This is a genomic window from Methylophilus sp. E2MeOHC9 (assembly GCF_058744375.1).
Window position 1 is genome coordinate 2,407,695 of record NZ_CP196024.1, and the last position, 16,334, is coordinate 2,424,028.

Annotated in this window: 16 protein-coding genes; 1 reads left to right on the forward strand and 15 read right to left on the reverse strand. The window is 46.7% G+C overall.

All coding sequences use genetic code 11. The features are described 5' to 3' along the window. Positions 1-38: 38 nt before the first annotated feature. Genes epsI through epsL form a run of 7 tightly spaced genes read right to left on the reverse strand, consistent with a single transcriptional unit; the run spans position 39 to position 7,108 of the window. Positions 39-749: an exosortase-associated protein EpsI, B-type gene (gene epsI / locus ACSSVF_RS11635; RefSeq protein ID WP_442586386.1), complete on the reverse strand. Its 711-nt coding sequence runs from the start codon at positions 747-749 to the stop codon at positions 39-41. Beyond that, on the reverse strand, positions 736-1,611 hold the full coding sequence (gene xrtB / locus ACSSVF_RS11640) for an exosortase B (RefSeq protein WP_442586385.1): 876 nt from the start codon (positions 1,609-1,611) through the stop codon (positions 736-738). The genes epsI and xrtB overlap by 14 nt, the downstream gene beginning before the upstream one ends. 20 nt (positions 1,612-1,631) lie before the next feature. Next, positions 1,632-2,501, reverse strand: a complete 870-nt coding sequence (gene epsG, locus ACSSVF_RS11645; protein ID WP_442586384.1) for a chain length determinant protein tyrosine kinase EpsG — start codon at positions 2,499-2,501, stop codon at positions 1,632-1,634. An 11-nt stretch (positions 2,502-2,512) separates the two neighbouring features. Continuing rightward, on the reverse strand, positions 2,513-3,910 hold the full coding sequence (gene epsF, locus ACSSVF_RS11650; RefSeq protein WP_442586383.1) for a chain length determinant protein EpsF: 1,398 nt from the start codon (positions 3,908-3,910) through the stop codon (positions 2,513-2,515). 12 nt (positions 3,911-3,922) lie between these two features. Further along, on the reverse strand, positions 3,923-4,948 hold the full coding sequence (locus ACSSVF_RS11655) for an SLBB domain-containing protein (protein WP_492403614.1): 1,026 nt from the start codon (positions 4,946-4,948) through the stop codon (positions 3,923-3,925). A 47-nt stretch (positions 4,949-4,995) separates the two neighbouring features. Next, positions 4,996-5,892: an EpsD family peptidyl-prolyl cis-trans isomerase gene (locus tag ACSSVF_RS11660; RefSeq protein WP_492403615.1), complete on the reverse strand. Its 897-nt coding sequence runs from the start codon at positions 5,890-5,892 to the stop codon at positions 4,996-4,998. Positions 5,893-5,908: 16 nt separating this feature from the next. After that, positions 5,909-7,108 carry an XrtB/PEP-CTERM-associated polysaccharide biosynthesis outer membrane protein EpsL gene (gene epsL, locus ACSSVF_RS11665; protein WP_442586381.1) on the reverse strand — a complete coding sequence of 400 codons (1,200 nt, stop codon included), beginning with the start codon at positions 7,106-7,108 and terminating at the stop codon, positions 5,909-5,911. 379 nt (positions 7,109-7,487) lie between these two features. Here epsL and ACSSVF_RS11670 point away from each other — a divergent pair, with 379 nt between their 5' ends. Next, positions 7,488-8,795, forward strand: a complete 1,308-nt coding sequence (locus ACSSVF_RS11670) for an undecaprenyl-phosphate glucose phosphotransferase (RefSeq protein WP_442586950.1) — start codon at positions 7,488-7,490, stop codon at positions 8,793-8,795. 49 nt (positions 8,796-8,844) lie between these two features. On the opposite strand, the gene miaA is transcribed toward ACSSVF_RS11670, so the two are convergent. From miaA to ACSSVF_RS11710, 8 genes are all read right to left on the reverse strand, one after another. Further along, the gene (gene miaA / locus ACSSVF_RS11675; protein ID WP_442586380.1) at positions 8,845-9,801 is read right to left on the reverse strand and encodes a tRNA (adenosine(37)-N6)-dimethylallyltransferase MiaA; all 957 of its coding nucleotides are present in this window, start codon (positions 9,799-9,801) and stop codon (positions 8,845-8,847) included. Positions 9,802-9,855: 54 nt separating this feature from the next. Then, a complete protein-coding gene (locus tag ACSSVF_RS11680) occupies positions 9,856-10,230 on the reverse strand; it encodes a 4a-hydroxytetrahydrobiopterin dehydratase (RefSeq protein WP_442586379.1) in 375 nt (124 codons plus the stop codon). Positions 10,231-10,330: 100 nt separating this feature from the next. Then, positions 10,331-11,164: a triphosphoribosyl-dephospho-CoA synthase gene (locus ACSSVF_RS11685; protein WP_442586378.1), complete on the reverse strand. Its 834-nt coding sequence runs from the start codon at positions 11,162-11,164 to the stop codon at positions 10,331-10,333. A gap of 18 nt (positions 11,165-11,182) precedes the next feature. Next, positions 11,183-12,091, reverse strand: a complete 909-nt coding sequence (locus ACSSVF_RS11690) for an ATP-grasp domain-containing protein (protein WP_492403618.1) — start codon at positions 12,089-12,091, stop codon at positions 11,183-11,185. 117 nt (positions 12,092-12,208) lie between these two features. After that, entirely contained in the window at positions 12,209-13,183 is a 975-nt protein-coding gene (gene mch / locus ACSSVF_RS11695; RefSeq protein WP_442586376.1) for a methenyltetrahydromethanopterin cyclohydrolase, read from the reverse strand. Beyond that, positions 13,149-14,231, reverse strand: a complete 1,083-nt coding sequence (locus ACSSVF_RS11700) for an ATP-grasp domain-containing protein (protein ID WP_492403619.1) — start codon at positions 14,229-14,231, stop codon at positions 13,149-13,151. Before ACSSVF_RS11700 ends, mch begins: the two co-directional genes overlap by 35 nt. 23 nt (positions 14,232-14,254) lie before the next feature. Beyond that, a complete protein-coding gene (locus tag ACSSVF_RS11705; RefSeq protein ID WP_442586374.1) occupies positions 14,255-15,148 on the reverse strand; it encodes an NAD(P)-dependent methylenetetrahydromethanopterin dehydrogenase in 894 nt (297 codons plus the stop codon). Between the two features lie 147 nt (positions 15,149-15,295). Continuing rightward, positions 15,296-16,252, reverse strand: coding sequence for a beta-ribofuranosylaminobenzene 5'-phosphate synthase family protein (locus tag ACSSVF_RS11710; RefSeq protein WP_492403620.1), 957 nt, complete (start codon positions 16,250-16,252; stop codon positions 15,296-15,298). Between the last annotated feature and the right edge of the window lie 82 nt (positions 16,253-16,334).

Here is a 16,334-nt window from a genome sequence, read left to right on the forward strand (position 1 = left end):
CATCATCGTTGTTTGAATAAACTGTACATAGTGATTAGCTAAAAAGTACCGTCTTTAACTCCCAATAAACGCTCTCTGGCATCTGGAGCAATTTTATTCATTAAGTCAGTCACAAATTGCTGCTGTACTGAGTATTCATCATCAATGTTATCGCCTATGGTGGACACCCTGAATAACAAGCCATCGGGCACAACACCGGTTAATCCGTAACGTATACGCTCTAGCCGCCATTGAATAGGGTTGACCGCCACCTTATTACCGATTGTCACCCAATAAGTGACAGGCTCTTGCCTTGAACCTTTAACCGCTACCATTTTCCGGACCGTAAAACTTCCAAAATCTGTACTAAATGGCGAGTCATGGCTTTTTTCAACATAAAAACCTTGAGCGGTGTAACAAATCTCAGGTTTATGCACCTGCAACATGTCATTTTGATCGCCGCCATAGGCAATCGCCAGCATGACCCGCTGCCCTTTGCTATTAATGTATGAGCGTGATAATGATTGCAAATAAACTTTATTCACGCTTTCGGCCACGCTAGGATCCACTAACAAGCCATTGGAGGCTTCATCCTCTTTCCAGTCGCCAAACTGCTGAGGAATCATGGCCTCCAGATTGAACTGCTGTTTTTGTTCAGACATTCTTTCGTTAGGCCTTAATGCAAAAGCAGTTATCGAAAGAATCACCATGATCAAGGCCAAGTAAAGACTTAACGGGTGGAATTTAGGCAGTGTTTTAACTAAGTTCATGAGGTTTCTTACGTTTATCTAGCCACCATTGGATGGTATGGTCTACTGCCAAAATCAGGATCAAGGCCACCGTAAATAATACGATGCCGGCGAAGCCATGAATAAAGCCTTGACCAACCTCGTTACCGAAATAATAAGTGATCAGCGTTAAACTGGTGACTCGGATGACATTGGCCGTAAATGAAATGGGCACAATCAGCGTTGCCAGAATCAGGTTTCTTGCAAGCGAATCATGCCTTACCAGGTTTAAATACAGCAGGCCTAATGCTTCTAACGAGATCAGCGTATTCATCCCGGCACAGGCATCCGCGACCATTAACTGGTATTGCCCGATTTGAAGAATCACGCCATCACGTGCAATCGGGTAACCCAAATGAAACAACAGGTTATCAACCACATATGACACTGCGATTTTCATTGGCAATGTAATCGCTGCCAGAAATGCCCCTGGAATCGGTAGCAGGAAAATCATAAAGAAGATCGGAAAAGCAATCACTCTCAAGAATTTGTTGCCATAAGCCATCAGCACCAAACCGATGACAATTGGTATCTGTGAGCCTAAGTCGAGAATCAAAATATCCTGTGAACGACCGATCACATAACAAAATGCACCAATCGCAAAAAGAATGCCGCCAATAATGGGCGATTTTTTAGACTCTTCGAGAACAGCATATAGCTCTTCTTTTCTTGTCCACACCAGGTAGCCAATCAAAAATAGGATGATGGGGCCGTGGGATTGATCATCTGTTGCCCATAGGGTCTCACTGGTGTGCAAATAAGTCGGCACATACATCACCAATAAGCCAATCAGTATAGGTAAGAAATACTGAATGGCTTTTTGGTTTATCTCAGATATGTTCATAACGGCTGCTTCGCAGTTCTCTAAAACTCGTTAAGGACTGAGCCTACAATGCGAACAGACGCCAGGTTTAACTGATCACGTAAGTTCTCAACATGCACGACTTCTGTTGCATCTTTCTTACTAACGATCAGCGCGCCTTGGCTACGTAGAGCCACCGCTTGTGCATCAGAGCAGGATTCAGTCGATGCGTTATCTATAATAATCACATCAAATGCTTCACTGAGTTGATTCAATAATTGTGTGAAGCGGATATTATTCAACAACTCTTGCGGGTTAGGTGGAATAGTACCTGCGCCTAAAATCGTCAAATCAAGTAATGCGTCAATTCTTGAAAATGCATGCTGAAAATCCGCACGGCCAATTAACACATCTGACAAGCCGTGCTTCAATGTCAGGTTAAACAGCTGATGTTGCTTTGGGTTACGCAAGTTCGCATCAATCAATAAGGTCTTTTGGCCCAGCTGGGAGAATACGATTGCCAGGTTGGCAGCAAGGTAGCTAGCACCGGCTCCTGTTGAAGCTGGAATCACAGCCAGCGCTTTATGCCCTTCGCTGAACCAACGCAGGATCAATTGACTACGCAAAGCCCTGAGTGCTTCTACTTGATGCGAGTAAGGAGAGTAAGCCGCGATGAGATCTTTACTGAATAAAGTCTGATTTTCAGACAGGTAAGGATACTCAAATTGCAATGCCAAAGCGTGTTGAATATCAGAGTCATCCAGCAGGCCAAGTTTCTTGGCCGCCTCACCAAACTTTAATCCATCCTCGTTCTGAAGACGCAGAATTTCATTTAAAGATTCGACGCTTAGCTTTCCCATATCGACTAGTACTTTGCCGATAATGTCAAAGCGTTGAGACCGTTGCAAACTTAGGTTTTGATTGTCTACCATACTTATACTTTCTATGCGGAAGGCAATAATTTATTACTGCGGGTAAATCTGGTCAGTAATCGTTTATTTTTCTTACTGTTGCTGATGACAAATACGGGTGCATCGAGCAAATCAACCAGATCTTGTGTCGCACGTACTTTTCTATTCAGTAACTCAGCAAGCATTGCAAACAAAAGCCCTAGGAAAATACCTGCCAGCACCGAGAAGAATGTGTTCATGAAAATTCTTGGCTTGGAAGGGCTAAAAGGAGGGCTGGCAGTATCAAGCAATGCAATATTGCCTTGGTCCGACTGCCCTTCGATGCTGTTTTGTCCATATAATTTGCTCGCATTTTCCATAGCTGCTTGCGCACTCATGACGTCATTTTGCAAACTCATCATCTCGCCACGTGTGTGGTTCAAAGTTAATACTTTCTGCTTTTGCTGCTCAACTTGTTGTTTGAGCACGGCTACGCGTTCTTTAGTGATACTGGCTGTGCCGCCAAGATTGCTCGCTACCTTTGTAATCTCGTCTGCAAGCTGTCGTTTCAGTTTATCAATTTGAGATGTCAATGAGATGTATTGCGGGTGGTTTTTGCTCACTGTCTCGGAAATACTCGCCAGGCTTGCTTCTGCCTTAGACAGTTCCATCTTCAGATTTTGTACCAAGCCACTCTGCGCAACATCTGGTGAATCAGATGCATTTTGTGTGACATCGTGAAAACGGGAATTCGCTTCTACCAATTGCGCCTGCGCCATACTGAGTTGCGCTGACATTTCACTGAGTCTTGAGGACTCAACATCTATCCGGTCATCATTACTTGTCAGACCATGTTCTTTCTGAAAGGAAGTGAATTTTGATTGCGCTTTTCCAAGATTGTCGCGCAACGCTTGTACCTGTTGATTTAAATAGGTAGCAGCTTTCTGTGCGGGCTCAGTTTTCAGTTTGATACTTTTTTCGATGTAAACATCGGTGAAAGTGTTAGCTATCAATGCAGCAAACTGCGGGTCAGCAGCCGAATAAGTAATTTCAATCACATTACTTTTCGTATAAACAACATTCAATTTCCCAGCTAATGCCCTTGCTAGCCAGAGGCTAATTTCACCTTGGCCGCCATTACTGTTCCTAAACCGCTCTTGAACGTTTGGATTGTTTGCCAACCCCAAACGGTTAACAACCTCCAACGCTACAGTGTCACTCTGTAAAACCTGTAATTGGGTAGCCATATAGCTATCCGTCATCTGAGCACCTAAAGAAACTCCCGTTACCGGATCAACTACTTTGTTATTTAGAAGCACCTTCGTAGAGGCTGTGTATTCCTTAGGACTGAGAATATTGAAAATAACAGTGATCAATACCACAGTAAAAAAGGTAATCAATATGATTTTGCGGCGTGCAGCCAATATGGCCAATAATTGTGAAAATGTCATTCTGTCTACCCCTTAAAGCAAGCTTTCCTCAACAAACAAGACATCTTCATCTTGCAAAGTACCATTCAGTTCAGGTTTAAGTTTAATCACTTCCCCTGCAGCATTTTTTCTATGCAGCTTAACGGAACGCTGTGTGCCTCGAACACTTAACCCACCCGCTTTGGCAATGGCTTGCATGATGGTCATGTGTTTATCAATTTTATACATGCCCGGGCGCTGTACTTCACCGTAGATATAAATCTGTGGTGCGACTGGCACATAAATCACATCACCAGGATTTACCTGTTTATTGATATCTGAAGATGGTGCACGAAAAAGTTGGTCAATATTGATCTCTTCAGTGACCGGCGTGCCTGAAACGTTAGTGGTATAAAATAAGGTTTCGCCGGCTGCTTCCGTCGGGCCGCCAGCTTGCGCGATAAAATCACTAAGTTTACGCAGACCACCCTGTATGCCGAATTTACCTGGGCGTGCCAGCTGACCAACAATAGCAACATCACGCATGCCTACATAAATGGTTTCACCGCCTTTAAGAATAATGTCTGCAGATTTAACTTGTTGATTGATGATTTCATGCAAATCATACTCAGAGCGTTTATCTCCTTTAACAACAGTGATCACTTCGGAGCCATCGGATGTTATGCCACCAGCCTCGGCAATTAGATCTTTCACGTCTGATGGGCGAGTAATGGGGTAACGACCTGGCTTTAATACGCCACCCAGTATCGATACAGACTTGCTCATAAACTCAAGCACAAGCACCGACACCTGTGGGTTCGCAATAAAGCCACCTTTTTTAAGCTGCTCTGCAATACGCTTTTCTGTTTCAATGGTGGTTAAGCCGCCAACTTTCACTTCACCAACCAATGGTAATGTGAGGACGCCATCTTCAGACACCCGGGTTTCACGCAACAGATCAGCATCGCCATAGACAGTGACCCTGACATAATCACCAGCGCCAAGCGTGTATTCAGCATGTGATATCAGGCTGAATATCGACAAGATAAAAGCTAACAGGTACTTCATTGATCTAGACATAGATGTGTTCACTTTAATAAAGATGAGAAATTAAAAATCGACAACCTTTAGGGCTTGGTTAAAGGGGGGTTGACAGTATGTGAATGCGATTTATTCGCTAAAGCCATTTCGCTATCTAAAATTTTAATGGTAGATAGCTTTCTTAGCCGAGTAACTTCGCTAGTTATAAACTTTTGTTTTTTATCTTCAGATAACACTTTGGCAGCATAGTTCTTAGCTTCATCGGCACTCATCGGGTTTTCTGTAATGTTTGTAATAGATTTTACGATGACTTTATGACTGTCATGCGTAAACAATAAATTGCCTACAGAGGCAGTTTTCAGCTTATCTGCCCAGATTGACGGCAATGTATCCATCGAAAAACTGCTGGAAACAAGGTTATATTTAATATGCCTGGATTCTAAAATAGCTCGTAAAGAATCAATATCAGTCGCTGAAGACTGTAATGATGTCAGGTCTATTAAAGCGCGATCGTAATTAAACACGATGTCATGTGTAGAGAAAACTTTGCGATGTGCACATGTTTCCGGATGTGCTTCAATATATTGACTTATGTCACCGTCAGTCGGCGGTGATGATTTTGAAATTCTATTTGCCAGATATGCTTGCGCATAAATTTGCGCCTTGGCTGAATTAACCGCTTCTACTACTTCAGGCGCCCTATCCAAATTCAGCTTGCTGGCTTCTTGCACTAACAATTGACGATCAATTATTTTAGTTAAAAGCTGGTCTTTGACCTTAATATCCACTTCATTATCTAGATGCGCTCTATTTATCTCGGCATTGAATTGATTCAGGGAGATTTCATCTCCATTCACTTTGGCTAATGCCTTGGAGCTATTAAGAGAAGCATTACTATTTATATCACTACAGCCACTTAAAAGCGTCACGAATGCTAAAAATGAAATATTCTTTTTATCTAGATTTATTTTTATAGTCTGCATGCGATGCTTCAGCCACTTAAATTCTAAAATCAACGCTCACACTGGTGAGCGTATCATCGAAGTCAAATTGGGCTAAGGTTGAATCACGATTGGATTTTGTGCTTCTTAGTGAAAAACCAATGTTCTTTATCGGTCGCCAACTAATACTCGCACCATAAGCATGTTCTTTGTCAACTCTGCCACTGGTATCAAACCGGCCACGACCTTCAAAGTCTCGTTCGGAGAGACTGAAATAAGTACTTGCTTGAATTTTTGCACTAATTTCATAACTCAACGACGCATTTAATGAGTCCGTAGTGGTGTATGTACTATTATCCGTTTCAAAAGCACCAAAACCTCGTGCTATGCCAACAGTGGATCTTAATTTCCCAGTCCACTCTAACTCATGGTTAAGACTTCCGATTATTCCATTGTAATCACGCAATGAAAAATTATCGTTCTCTTTTTCTACATAACCAATTTTTCCCCTGAGATTGCTTTTCCCCTCATCAGTGGCTAAAAATTCAAGGTCATATTGATAAGTTGTAAAACCAGTATCAAATTGTAGAACGGTATTTAACGGCCGGCCGGTTACGGAGCCTTGTTTTCTATGGCCCATAAATGCAATGTAACTTTTTGAAGGAAAGTTATAGCGGACTCCGTAATCCAATCCTACTTGTTCATTACTAGCAATCGCGTTAAATGCGCGACTATTTTCGGAGGTTAATTCAGAGTAACCGATAATTAAGCTGAGCACTTGGTGCGGTGAGTATTCAGCTCGAAAAACATTCTCTTTAGTCGTAATCAAATTTCTAGTTGGTGTTTGTATGTCCCTAAAGTTTATTTGACGTTCCGATCTTGAGGACGACAAAACACCAGTCAAATTTGGAGTTAAAGACCAATTCCATGCGGCATCATAGTTAGTAGCTGCATAATCAAGGAAATCATTTTCTTGATATTTATTGTCTATGTAAGTGACGTTAGCCATGAAACGCTGAAGTGCATAAGCCTTATTGAACCGTACACCCAGGGTTGAAATCGTAGCTTGATCTGAAACTTCGTTCGTACTGCGCCTGAAGAGGTTGTTATCGTAGGTTTTATTGACGTCTGCAATGAATTGCAACGTATCCAGCTCATCTGCAAATGTCAGGCCTGGAATCACATTGAAAAAACAGCAACACCAAAGAAGTTTGCGCGTGAATAATGCTACTTTTCTATTTTTATATCTTGAAGGCATGAGCCACCCTGAGTTTAAAAGGCCATTTACGCCAATATGTATTCTACTATTAAAAACCAAAGCGATGCAGTAAAACAAGAACTATTCTCAAGCCTTGCTTTATTTAACTTTCAGGCATGAAAGGCGAGTAATCATGCTTGTTTATGATGACATTTTTTTGACAGGTTACCATGTAAATTTAACTTCAGCAGCCACCCTAAAGAACGATTGCTTTATTGTATGATTGGTGCAAATATCATAGATGCGTTAAAATCGTCGTAAATCAAATTATAAGTAATATATGGCCACAAAGAAACCTCCCATCCGAACTCTCTCCGGCCTCTCGTCTGGTGCTAACAGTCCGCTTTACCTCTTGGAATCCATTGTTGAGCCTTTAGTCATGGTGTTCGTGCTGTGGGGGCTTTTCATCTACACCGAAAATCAGATCCCGATGTCGATATTTATCGTATCGATTGTGTTGTTCTCGATTACCTTCCCCAGTGGTGCAAAAATCCGTAAGGGTTTTGCCAAGATGTGCCGCGATGTCATTGCGCAGTGGCTGCTGATCGCGATGTTTGTTCTGATTTTTGCTTATGTCACTCGCTACATCACGCTGTATAGCGAGCAGTTGATTTTACTGTGGCTGGTGTTGACGCCAGTTGCTCAGATTGCCGTGCTGCAACTATTGAAGTGCGCGAGCCCCAAGTTGATCCAGTGGCAAGGCCCGCCGCAAAACACCCTGATTGTCGGCTTGAATGAACAAGGCATTTTGCTGGCGGATAATCTGAAAGAGGATTATTACCAGCGGATTAATGTACTTGGCTTTTTTGAAGACCGCTCGCCTGCCCGTCTTGAACAGCAGGCAGACTACCCCGTTTTAGGCAGTTTGAATGAATTGAGCACTTATTTGAGCTTGCATACTGTCCACAAGCTGTACATCGCGCTGCCGATGTCCAGCCATCCGCGTATTTTAAAAATGCTGGATGATTTGAAAGATACGACGACTTCTATCTATTTTGTGCCGGATATTTTTGTCACCGACCTGATTCAAGGCCGCGTCTCTGAAGTGAACGGCATCCCTGTCGTCTCCGTGTGCGACACCCCTTTTACTGGCATGGATGGCTTTATTAAACGCACGGCGGATGTGCTGTTTTCGCTGTTTGTGCTAATTATGATTTCACCTATTTTATTGATTATTGCCATTGGGATAAAACTGACCTCTCCTGGTGCAATCATTTTCAAACAACGCCGGTATGGTTTGGATGGTCAAGAGATACTGGTGTACAAATTCCGCTCTATGACTGTGACTGAAGATGGCGGCAAAGTCACTCAGGCAACAAAAAATGACCAGCGTATTACGCCATTGGGCGCATTTCTGCGTAAAACGTCATTAGATGAATTGCCACAATTTATTAATGTATTACAAGGACGTATGAGCGTCGTGGGCCCACGCCCGCACGCGGTGGCGCATAACGAAGAGTATCGCAAGCTGATCAAAGGCTACATGGTGCGCCATAAGGTGAAGCCTGGCATTACCGGCTGGGCGCAGGTGAATGGCTTTCGCGGTGAAACGGATACGCTGGAAAAAATGGAGCAGCGTGTGCATTATGACCTGGAATACCTGCGTAACTGGAGCCCGCGTCTGGATATGTTGATTGTGGCCAAAACTGTGTGGTTAACCGCGGTTGGTCAAGACAGCGCTTATTAAGTACTTGTTTAAATTATTGTAGAAAAAGCCGGAATTTTTTCCGGCTTTTTTATTTGCGGATATGTTGTTTGATGGATGTGGAAGCTATATTGATCCAGTCAGGCTTCAGGCAATCAACTACTTGGTTATCACTCATCCCGCGCAACCAGGTTAGTTGACGTTTGGCAAGTTGCCGTGTGGCAAAGACGCCCTGCTCTCCCAATGTTTTAAGGTCAATGTCACCATTCAGGTAGGCCAATGTTTGCCTGTAGCCCACGCAACGCATGCTTGGGTTTTCAGCAGTGAGCTGCGGATATTGCGCAAGCAGGCTTTGGACTTCTTCCACAAAGCCTTGTTTGAGCATCAGTTGAAAGCGGTCGGCAATGCGTTGATGCAATACAGCACGCTCGCTTGGCATCAGCGCGATTTTAAGGATATTAAACGGCAGTTCGTGTTTGGTGGATTGCGCACGCAGCGCGCTCATGGATTGGCCGCTGATACGATAGACCTCTAATGCCCGCTCGATCCGTTGCGCGTCATTAGGCTGTATCTTTGCCGCGACGACGGGGTCAATACTTGCCAGTTGCGCGTGCATGGCTGGCCAGCCTACCCTTTCTGCCTCTATTTCGATCTCTGCCCGTACATCCTGATCAGCTTCGGGAAGCTGACTCAGGCCATGCTGCAAAGCGTTAAAGTAGAGCATGGTGCCGCCAACCAGCAAAGGCACGCGCCCTTTTTCCGTTGCGGCATGCATAAGTGATAGCGCATCTTTGGCAAATTGTGCCGCTGAGTATTGTTCCAGCGGCGTAATCAAATCGATCAGATGATGCGGTGCCTGGCGCAATGTTTCGGCGTCTGGCTTGGCTGTACCTATGTCCATGCTACGATAGACCAGTGCAGAATCTACGCTGATGATTTCCAGCGGCAGTGCCTGGTATAAGGCGATTGTGGCTGCGGTTTTACCGCTGGCCGTCGGCCCCATCAGGAAAATGGCGGGAGGCAGAGAGGTTTTAGCGGGTGCGGTCATACAACTTCAATATGGGCAATCAATTACTTATTACAGAGACTCATCAAAGACAATTTATTTATCATATTTGACATAGCTGAAACGCAGGTCGTCTTGCGGTGTGCCTTCCAGGGCTGAACCGGCTTGTGCATTCGGCTGCCATTGAATGACTTCTTCAATTTTGCGTGCAAGTTCAATGTCTTTCATAGTGATGCCTTTGGCGCTATGTGTGCAGAGTTTCACGATCACAAACGCGTATGAAACAGTCAAATCAGGGTGATGCCAGGCGGCTTCTGCCAAATGACCGACTGTGTTGACCACCATCAGTGTACCTTTCCAGCTATTGGTTTTGTATTTACGGCGGATCCAGCCTTCTTCGTAAAACCAGTGCGGTAAGGATTCAGCAAAATGTTGTTGGATTTCCTGCTCGGTCAAAACCTGTTCAGTCATGGCGTTCTCCTTGTGAGTATGATTGGTCTCATTTAAACAGGCAGTATACCTGAGGCATACATGCCATTTAAACCAATGTGTTTACTTTGGTTGCCTGGGTTCAGCCGAGTATGGCCAGCATGGCCGTGATGACGGTGAGGTCGGCACTGGTGCCAGGGTTGAGTCGCGCTTGCTTGAGCGATTGATCCCATTTGAGTAGTGTCGCCATATAGTGTTTAGGGTTCTCAAGCGCCATAAACTCGGTGGCATGCGTATGTGCGGCTTGCTGCACTTCTTGCGCGGTTGCCGCGCCATATTTACGCGAAATGTGGCTATCCGGCACGGACGATAACCAATAAAAATATACAGCTGTCAGCGCCCAGGCCGGACGCTGCCAACGGTCTATATAGCTCTGATATAAGGGCAGCGCTTGGGAAAACAGTTGCGCATAGCCTTCGCTATACTGGCGTGCAACCATATCATGCGCACTCGCCAGGCGCATGGCCTCCAGCAGGGTGATCCTGGGGGCTTGTGCAACATCGTGCTCATGACGCTCACCCATACCTGCCGGGTTCACCAGCCTGATGCCTTGATAGACTAACCGCGCGTCTTCCAGTGTTGTGTCATTCAACACCTGCTTTAACCCGTCTAACAAGGGCAACTGCGGGTACTGCAACACAGCCTGCACCAGAGGCGCTGCCAATAAAATAATGCCCAGATTGGTATTACAGCCCACTTTCGCGTAGGTGACCTCTAATGCGGCCAGTATGCGTTGGCCCAAGGTGCGATCGCCATATTGCGTATCATCACACAGCACCGGCGCCGAGACTTCTGCGCTATCGATAAAGTGTTGTACCTGCATGCCGTGACCATCGGCAAAGATATGCACATTGCCGGGCTTGAGGGCTTCAAGCTCTGCCAGGCAGGCTTTCAAATAGGCGCTTTGTACGTTCATAGGTGAGGGCGATATGGGTTATTCAGCATCATTTTTATCAGCAAACCGTAACAGATCTGCTACCAGAATGTCGGCAATATTCAAATCCGTAATGGTTTGCAGGCCGCGCCAGGCGGGTATGCTATTTACTTCGATCACCCATAACTTGCCATGTTTGTCGCGCATGATATCCACGCCAGCGTAATTGATGCCAATCGCTGCCGCTGCCTGCACGCCGATCTCGGCCACATCGGCTTCATCACTGGCAGTACATCGCGCACCACGTGCCACATTGTGTAACCAGCCATCGCCTTGCCGGCGCATCACTGCCACCGGCTCGCCATTGACCACAAACACACGGTAATCATGCTGGTTGGCACCGCAATCAATTTTTTCTTGCAGGTAGTAGATGCCATCGACAAACATATCCTGCGGCAAGGCGAATTGCTGTGGGTGTTCAATCAAGCGCACGCCTTTGCCTTGCGAGCCAAACAATGGCTTGATCACCAGCGTTTTGCCATTATCCAGCGCTTGCTGCATCAGGGGGTGCGCGACCTGCCGGTACTCACACACCCAGGTATTCGGTGTCCCGATGCCATGCTCGGCTAATAGCTGCGTAGTCAGGCTTTTATCGACAGTGGTTTCAATGGCGCGGGCATGGTTATAAATAGTCATGCCCTGCCGTTGCAAGGTATGCAGAATATTCATGCGGGTGATGATCTGCTGGGTAGACCCGGCGGCAACGCCACGCACAAATGCAATCGGCGAAGGTTGCGATAAGCCTGGAATATGCACTTGTACATGCTGGTCTACGATACTGACATGGCAGCTATCCAGGCAGACCATATGCGCCTGCCAACCCTGGCGGGCAAATTCTTGCGCCAAGGCTTGCCCATGCCAGCCGCCCGCCTGGGCGACTTCATCGGTGAAGATAGGAACGACTTTCATGCGATCAGGAAAATGGCTGCGGTGTGAGTATCAGTGGGTATTCAAAAGCTTGTTTACTACATCTGCCTTAAAGCTTTTATGTCACGCCCTGCAATCTTCTCACTTATCAGCGGAGGTTTATCCACCAAAAGATTGATTCAGCAGGGCCTCATTGAATTGGCCGGCAAAGAAAGTTTTACCTGATTTCAAATTAGTGACGCTGACTTTGGCAGGTGAAAACAGCATAGGGTCAATCTGGTAGAAATCCATATTCACAGCTTTGAATACTTCAGCGAAAGGACGTCCATAATCTTTGGAAGCAGAAGAAGGTAATTGTTGCGCCAGTTGTTCTGCGGCAGCATCTTCAGCATTTACAAACAACTGTACAAAACCGCCAAACAAGATCGCATCATTGGTGCGGCCCATGCCGGTAATAAAGTCAGGTGAAGGGGCTGGCACAGGAGCCACGCCATAGCCATCGACAATCGCATTCAAATCAAAATGCAGGGTATGGCATTTATGCAGAGCGACTTCCAGCACGCGCGCGGTGACTTGTAGCGAGCCAGCAATACTACGTGTAGGTGTCAGGATGAATGTCAGTTTATTGGCTGGCAAGCCGGTATCCCTGGCGACTTTTGCGATCACTTCCGCTGGCGGGACCTTATCGGTTTCCAGCACTAGCACCGATTGTTCGCCTTTATCACTGTAGTTGATGTCTTTGAACACTTCTTCACGTTGTGCAATGGCGCGGGCCGGGCCGCTGCCTAGCGAAAAGAATTTCTCATGTGATAAGGCCCAACCGGCGTATTGGCTACCCAAACAGGCAATCACCGGCTGTTTGGCGGTCACGACCACACTCAGCGGCCAGTTGGCGAACTGTGGCACTTGCTGCAGGGTGACGCCACCCAGGCCGCCCATGCAGATTTCGGCAATGATGCGCCCGGCTTCCAGACCCCCCGGTGTTTGAATACCGGCATCGATAATCGTCGCGCCACTTTCATGGGTGGTCACCAGGCAGCCCAGGGCTGGTGCGTGGGCAATCAGGTGTGCGACCAGCGGCGCACTGTATTGCTGTACGCTAATGGATGTTGAATTCGATACGTTCACAGACATAAGTCCCCCATAGTTTCTCTAATTGTGTTTTTTTGTCTTGCAATACTTGCTGTACTTCGTTTGTTGAGTCACCTTGTGCATACAGGCTGCACAAGGGTTGCCCGGCAGTCACGCTGCCGCCATCTGGTCGGTCTTCCAACCAGTTGGGGAAGTTCATATCTTCTGTTTCTATCGCCTGCCGTGCATACAAAATACAATGGCTGGCATACTGGGTATTTGCCTGTAACGCAGGCGACACAGCCCCCTGGGTACCAGCAAGGTGGGCTTGTATCAACGGTAATTCCGCATACAAGCGCATGCTGGCACTTAACCTCGGGTTGATCTCCAGCACATGTAACTGGCCATCGTGCCAAATCGTATCCAGGCTGTTGATGCCAACCAGGCCAGCATCAGGCACCAATGCTTCTAATGTTTTTTGCATCGCAGCAGTTAACCGCGCGTCGTGCAGACGTGTCGCGCCTGCATAAGTATAGTCTCCCTGCCGTTGCTTGAGTGCATGCACGCCTAGCAATGTCACTGACCGTTGATTTGCCACAAACAGTGCACCTACAGCCAAACCGGGTTGAAACGCCTGCCAATAACCTTCTGGGCTGACAATTAGCGACTCATCCCAATCACTGACATGCGCCCCACCACTCTGCCCTGCTAGCTTGTATAACCACTGGCCTTGTTGCGGCGCTTGAGATCGCACGGTGGGCGTCAACACGCCATGCGCCTCACAATAACTATTTAACCAATATGGATTTTTAACTTGCTCGAGCACCGAAGGCGCATTGCCTGCCAATGCATAGCGTTGATGCAGGTTCTGATAGCACGCAATATCTGCTTCAAAACCGGAACCTATTATCAGCACTTCAGGTTGCCAGGCATCCAGTTTTTCAAATAAGATATGCGCATCTTCAGCAGTTAGCCGCCCTGCCAACGCCGGCAATTGCCATGTTTGGTGTGCGGCTTGCACTGTATCAATATCTGCAAAGGCATCGATTGCCAATACTTCAAACCCTTCACGTCGCGCCAGCTGTGCATAGATGCGCGCGCTTTGTGACACGATCGCCAGGCGCAAGAATGCAATTACTCCACGTGGGCACAGGCGTATTCATACGCCTGATGGTAATCAATGTGCATGGGTGATTCGCTTTGCAGCATTTGCTCCAGCAATTTATTCTGGGTGACATATTTCAGCTGACCAATCGCAAGCGCGCCAAAGCCGGCCACTTGCGTGCCTTCAATCAAACCTCCGTTAGAAAAGGTATCTACACCTTCAATACCAGAAGGCGGCACGGCATTCACATCGGCCACCACTTTTAAGGATTTGGAATTGGCAAACTGGCGGGTTTCCAATACGCGAACACCGGCTGGCGTGGCACATAAAGCGACAGTCGCTTCGTTCAAAATAGAGACTTTAGCATCTTCGGAACTGCCATCCACCACTTGCAGTTTCACATCGTAACTGCTGGATAATTTGTCGACATAAGCTTGCATGCTGTCTGTGCCTGCATGCGCCACCATCAGTACGGTAGAACCCTGGCGGGCGGCAATCAACGCAGCGGTTGAACCAACCGTGCCACTGGCACCAAAAATGGCGATTTTTTCTTTGCCCACGCCGCTACCGGATTTTTTCAGGTAAAAATCCACTTTTGCCAGCATGGCTGCTGCAGTGGTGAAAGCACCTGAAGGATCAGAGAATGTATGGCACTCAAATGGCTTAAACATGGCGCTACGTGCCTGTTTCTGCATTTCAAGGGCGACTTGGATATCGCGACCGCCAAAGAATAAAGCCTGCTGCTTGAGGCCGCTTGGACTACGCGAAAAAATCGCATCCTGGGTTAAAGCGACCACCTCATTCAGGGTGACGTCGGTATAGGAAATAATTTTTTCATAGCCTGCATCAAACGCCATATTCACATCGAATGGGCTGGCATTTTTAGCGGCTGTGAACAAATGCATAATACTTGTTTTTTTCATTATTCCCCCTGTGGAATCCATTTACTTAATAGTATCACGTAGCAATATACACAATCATGCATAGGTTCAAAATCAAAAGCAGACCTTAAAAACAGTAACTTTTCCTGAATATGTCATTCAATACGCTGGCCATTGTTGAATACGACTTCATTCAATCCGTGCGGGGTCGTTGACTGCAGCGGTCACAATAAAAGAAAGGTGTGTGTGCTGGGCATATTGCTGCGACAGCGCGGCCTGGTGCAGCATAGCCTCATTTTTTGATGGCATTAATACAAAACCGGTCGGTCCCCATGAGGTTTGGCCCAGGCCGCGATATCCTTGCTGATGGAAAGCTTGCAGAATGCGTGCAACTGACTGGCTGGCATAAGGGCCGCCTTGCGCAGGCGCAAAGTAATCAGCATTGTAATTTTGCAGCGCGCCTACAAACCCGGTAAACGCCTGGAAATCCTGCTCAATTAAAGCAGGCAAACCCTGCATCAGTAACCGGTGCTGGATGTCGCGTGTGGCTGCTGTGCCAAGCGGCGGCAATTGTTTGAACGCATTTTTTTCACCACTGCCATGCAAACCATCATGGCTCTGGTCAACAATCAGTAAAAAATGCCATGCCTCGGGGAAAGCATGACGAGCCAACAAAGGCGGCACAATGGTATTTGATCCACGCCCGCCATCCACCACTAACCCGCCATGATCAAAAGTGGCAATGCCTATGCCGGAGCGAGCACCACGCTGATGGGTAGCGGCGATCTGTGCGCTGTTGACGGGGTAATCTAATAAGGTATTTATCCCTGCGCCCACGGCTAGTGCCATTTGCGTGCCTGAGCCCAGGCCGCTGTGCCGGGGAATGGCTTGCACAATGTTCAGGTCAAGCGCTGCATCCACGCCCAAAGACTTTAAATGCCGCTGCAAGGTATCTGCTGCCCAGGGGTCGACCGCGGCTTGCTGAGGTTGTGCTGAAACAGTGAGTGCGGTCTGGTAAGCATCAATGGCCACCCCCACGCTGCCGAAACGTCTTTCGGCTTGCCCACTTAGATCAAAAAAACCTAGATGTAACCGACCATGGGTCTTCACGCTGACCAAGCGTTGCGGGGAGATCACTGCATTCATGAGGGTAAATTATAATGATGCTGAAAAATATGGAATGTCAGCGCGATGCTGACGTGACATTAAAACATGATTTTGGCATAAT

Coding starts and splice junctions, on each gene's coding strand:
- ACSSVF_RS11685 (WP_442586378.1), bottom strand. CDS start 11,164: ATGAACGTACAAAGCGCCTATTTGAAAGCCTGCCTGGCAGAGCTTGAA.
- ACSSVF_RS11670 (WP_442586950.1), top strand. CDS start 7,488: ATGGTGTTCGTGCTGTGGGGGCTTTTCATCTACACCGAAAATCAGATC.
- ACSSVF_RS11680 (WP_442586379.1), bottom strand. CDS start 10,230: ATGACTGAACAGGTTTTGACCGAGCAGGAAATCCAACAACATTTTGCT.
- epsF (WP_442586383.1), bottom strand. CDS start 3,910: ATGACATTTTCACAATTATTGGCCATATTGGCTGCACGCCGCAAAATC.
- mch (WP_442586376.1), bottom strand. CDS start 13,183: ATGTCTGTGAACGTATCGAATTCAACATCCATTAGCGTACAGCAATAC.
- ACSSVF_RS11655 (WP_492403614.1), bottom strand. CDS start 4,948: ATGTCTAGATCAATGAAGTACCTGTTAGCTTTTATCTTGTCGATATTC.
- epsL (WP_442586381.1), bottom strand. CDS start 7,108: ATGCCTTCAAGATATAAAAATAGAAAAGTAGCATTATTCACGCGCAAA.
- ACSSVF_RS11690 (WP_492403618.1), bottom strand. CDS start 12,091: ATGAAAGTCGTTCCTATCTTCACCGATGAAGTCGCCCAGGCGGGCGGC.
- ACSSVF_RS11705 (WP_442586374.1), bottom strand. CDS start 15,148: ATGAAAAAAACAAGTATTATGCATTTGTTCACAGCCGCTAAAAATGCC.
- miaA (WP_442586380.1), bottom strand. CDS start 9,801: ATGACCGCACCCGCTAAAACCTCTCTGCCTCCCGCCATTTTCCTGATG.
- ACSSVF_RS11660 (WP_492403615.1), bottom strand. CDS start 5,892: ATGCAGACTATAAAAATAAATCTAGATAAAAAGAATATTTCATTTTTA.
- xrtB (WP_442586385.1), bottom strand. CDS start 1,611: ATGAACATATCTGAGATAAACCAAAAAGCCATTCAGTATTTCTTACCT.
- epsI (WP_442586386.1), bottom strand. CDS start 749: ATGAACTTAGTTAAAACACTGCCTAAATTCCACCCGTTAAGTCTTTAC.
- ACSSVF_RS11710 (WP_492403620.1), bottom strand. CDS start 16,252: ATGAATGCAGTGATCTCCCCGCAACGCTTGGTCAGCGTGAAGACCCAT.
- epsG (WP_442586384.1), bottom strand. CDS start 2,501: ATGGTAGACAATCAAAACCTAAGTTTGCAACGGTCTCAACGCTTTGAC.